The 2,976-nt window shown below is 53.6% G+C and carries 3 protein-coding genes; all 3 read right to left on the bottom strand.

From position 1 onward, the window contains the following. Positions 1 to 245 precede the first annotated feature (245 nt). Positions 246 to 653, bottom strand: a complete 408-nt coding sequence (locus tag RID21_RS29710) for a GreA/GreB family elongation factor (RefSeq protein WP_350195328.1) — start codon at positions 651 to 653, stop codon at positions 246 to 248. A gap of 289 nt (positions 654 to 942) precedes the next feature. Then, on the bottom strand, positions 943 to 2,343 hold the full coding sequence (locus RID21_RS29705) for a sigma-54-dependent transcriptional regulator (RefSeq protein WP_350195326.1): 1,401 nt from the start codon (positions 2,341 to 2,343) through the stop codon (positions 943 to 945). A gap of 68 nt (positions 2,344 to 2,411) precedes the next feature. After that, positions 2,412 to 2,976, bottom strand: a 565-nt coding sequence (locus RID21_RS29700; RefSeq protein ID WP_350195324.1) for a sensor histidine kinase, incomplete at its 5' end; no start/stop codon positions are given.

Below are 2,976 nucleotides of genomic sequence, written 5' to 3'. Positions count from 1 at the left end.
GGCAGAGTCTTTCATGGTCATCCGGCTGATCCTGATCCTGGTACTGTTGGGAATCACACCCTTAGTCCTGTTCCTGCTGTCCTTACAGCTGTACCCGGATTTGCTGCATATTGATATCACACCTTAAGCCGTGATCTGCTTTGGAAAGGGGCTGTCAACGCGACGGGGAGCGCTCGTCAATCGCGGTTGACAGCCCTGACCATTTCAGGCTGGTTTTGAATTCAACGCAAAAACAGCCTGGGCGTTCAGGAAGGGACCCGCGCCCGTTCCGGCTGGAAAACAATCTCTTTAATCTGCATGCGGCTGGCGTTTCCACTCACCACATCCCCTGCTTTACAGCCTAAAATAGCAGTTCCAATCGGCGTCAGAATCGACAGCCTTCCGCTGGCAATATTAGCCTGGTCCGGATAGACGAGCACATAGGTCTCGTCTTCATTGATATCCAGATCGACCAGGGTGACCTTGGAATTCATCGTCACCACATCGGGGCTGATCTCTTCAGGATCGACAATCACCGCAGCCTCCAGTTCACTCCGTAGACCGGTCAGGTACGGCTTGTTCCCAATTGCCTGGGTGTACTCGCTGTTTAACAGGCGCGAGAGTTTATAATAATCGTTCCTGGTGATTACGATCTGTTTCGGTTTAAAATTCATCTTCCTTTTCCTGACTTCAAAACTATCAGTCGATACTCGTATTCCATCGGTAATTCGCATCATCCAGTCGCGTGGACTCAAGGTCTCTTAGAGCAAGTTTCAGACCAGTACGTTACATCAGGGTCAGTTCTGTAACGGCGACATCAATTCGACATCCAATGGTCTATACACTACCCGGTTTAACTGAGTCAGTAGTTCAGATAACGCAGCCACAGGGTGTGAACGGAGACTGACAGGTGTCGCCTCGTGTTGACAGTCACTGGGAGAGACACTCACGCTGCCTGATTTTTTACGAGCGAAAATCAGCTGCAGAAATATTGTGTTTGTTCAGCAGTTTATGCAGCCCCTGACGCGACAGACCGGCCTGCTGCGCGGCCTGGGAGATATTCCCCTCATGCCTCTCCAGTAAAGCGGTCAGGTACTGATACTCGGCGTTTTCAATGGCCTCATCGCGCGATCCCTCGGCCACGCCACTGGAATCGTGCTGGAGATCCGCCGGGGGGTTAAGTAGTGATTCAGGAAGCTCGGTCCTTTCAATCGTCGCCCCACGCGTCAACGCAACGGCACGTTCGATCACATTCTTCAACTCCCGAATATTTCCCGGCCAGGAGTATTCCCGCAGAGACTCCAGGGTCTCCGGGGCAAACTGCAACGCGCGACCACTTTTCTTCAGCGTCTGTTTCAGAAAATGTTCGGCCAGTAAGACGACGTCATCTTCCCGATCGCGCAGGGGAGGCAGTTCGATATGAATCACTCCCAGACGATAATACAGATCGCCGCGGAAACGACCGGCACTCACTTCGGCTTCCAGCTTCCGATTAGTGGCACAGACGAATCGCGTATCGACCTGCACAGCCTGACTTTTTCCCACAGGTGTAAAACGGGATTCCTGAATCGCCCGTAACAGCTTCGACTGCGACGCAGCCGGCAACTCACCGATTTCATCAAAGAACGCCGTCCCCTTGTCGGCCAGTTTCAGCAAGCCTTCCTGGTCGTTCACCGCGCCTGTAAAGGCCCCTTTCACATGACCAAACAGCACCGATTCGAACAGGGATTCCGGAATCGCCGTGCAATCGATGACCTGAAAGTTTTCCTTACTGCGCAGACTGTGCTCATGAATGGTCTGCGCGACCACCTCTTTTCCGGTCCCACTCTCTCCGGTAATCAATACATTGACATCGGTCTCGGCGATACGATCGACAATATCCAGTATCTCCATCAGTGGAGCACTTGCCCCAACGATCTTCGGAAACCGCTTCGCTAATTCACTCTGTTCGCGGGCAGTGATGCTCTCGCTCCGCTGGAAAACACGACTCGGAATGGCCAGCGCCCTTCTGACACTCGCCAGCAGATCTTCATATTTCACCGGCTTCAACAGATAGTCGGTGATTCCCAGGCGGATACTTTCAATCGCAGAGGGCATGGAAGGCACGCCGGTCACCACGATCAGTGGAATGTGCGGCCAGTTACTGCGTCCCTGGTGCAGCAGTTCCAGCTTGAGATTGCCCGGCATATTCAGGTCTGACAGAATGAGATCGAAGGGCTCCGCTTCCAGTTTTTCAATCGCGGCCCCCGCATTGGAAACACAAACGCAGTCAAACCCGGCTTTGCGCAGCAACTGCCCGGTCGTTTTCAGATACAGCGGTTCGTCGTCTGCAATCAGGATTCGCGGGGTCTGCTTTTCACTCATGAATGTCTTCTCTTCGTCTGTTGCACTTCAGGATCAGATCAATGGAACTCAGACAGCAACGCTTTACGTTAACGATTCCCGGGAGGATCTGCTACCGGGAAGTTCGCCGTAAAGACAGCCCCCTCTCCCGGTTGACTGGCCACTTCGATAGTGCCTCCCATCGCCTCGATCAGACTTCGTGACACCGACAGCCCCAGGCCCATCCCCTGCTTGGAATCTCCAACTTTAGTCGTGAAGAAAGGATCGAAGATCTGCGGCAGATCGGTCGGCTGAATCCCCTCCCCCTGATCGATCACCGCCACACTGACGGTAGCATCACCGGCCCCCACTTCTAAGCGGACGGCACTTCCCTCCGGGGATGCCTGGATCGCATTCTGTATCAGGTTCAACAGGATCTGCTTGACTTCCCCTTCAGGCAGCGTCACCTGGATCTCTTCCCGATCCGGTTCCCAGTTTATCGCGACACCGGCTTTCGCAGCCGCGGGTTGCGAAAGACAGACAACGTCCTCAATCGCACGCGATAATGAAAAGGTCGTCGCATCATGAGAACTGGGGCGATACAGCTGATACATCTGATGGGTAATCGAACTGATCCGTTCAATTTCACTGTCGATCAGTTCCAGCAGTTCGTAA

It is taken from the genome of Gimesia sp. (genome assembly GCF_040219335.1).
Classification (GTDB): Bacteria; Planctomycetota; Planctomycetia; order Planctomycetales; family Planctomycetaceae; genus Gimesia.
Note: the sequence above shows the minus strand (reverse complement) of the source record. Positions and strands in the feature narration are given on the sequence as shown.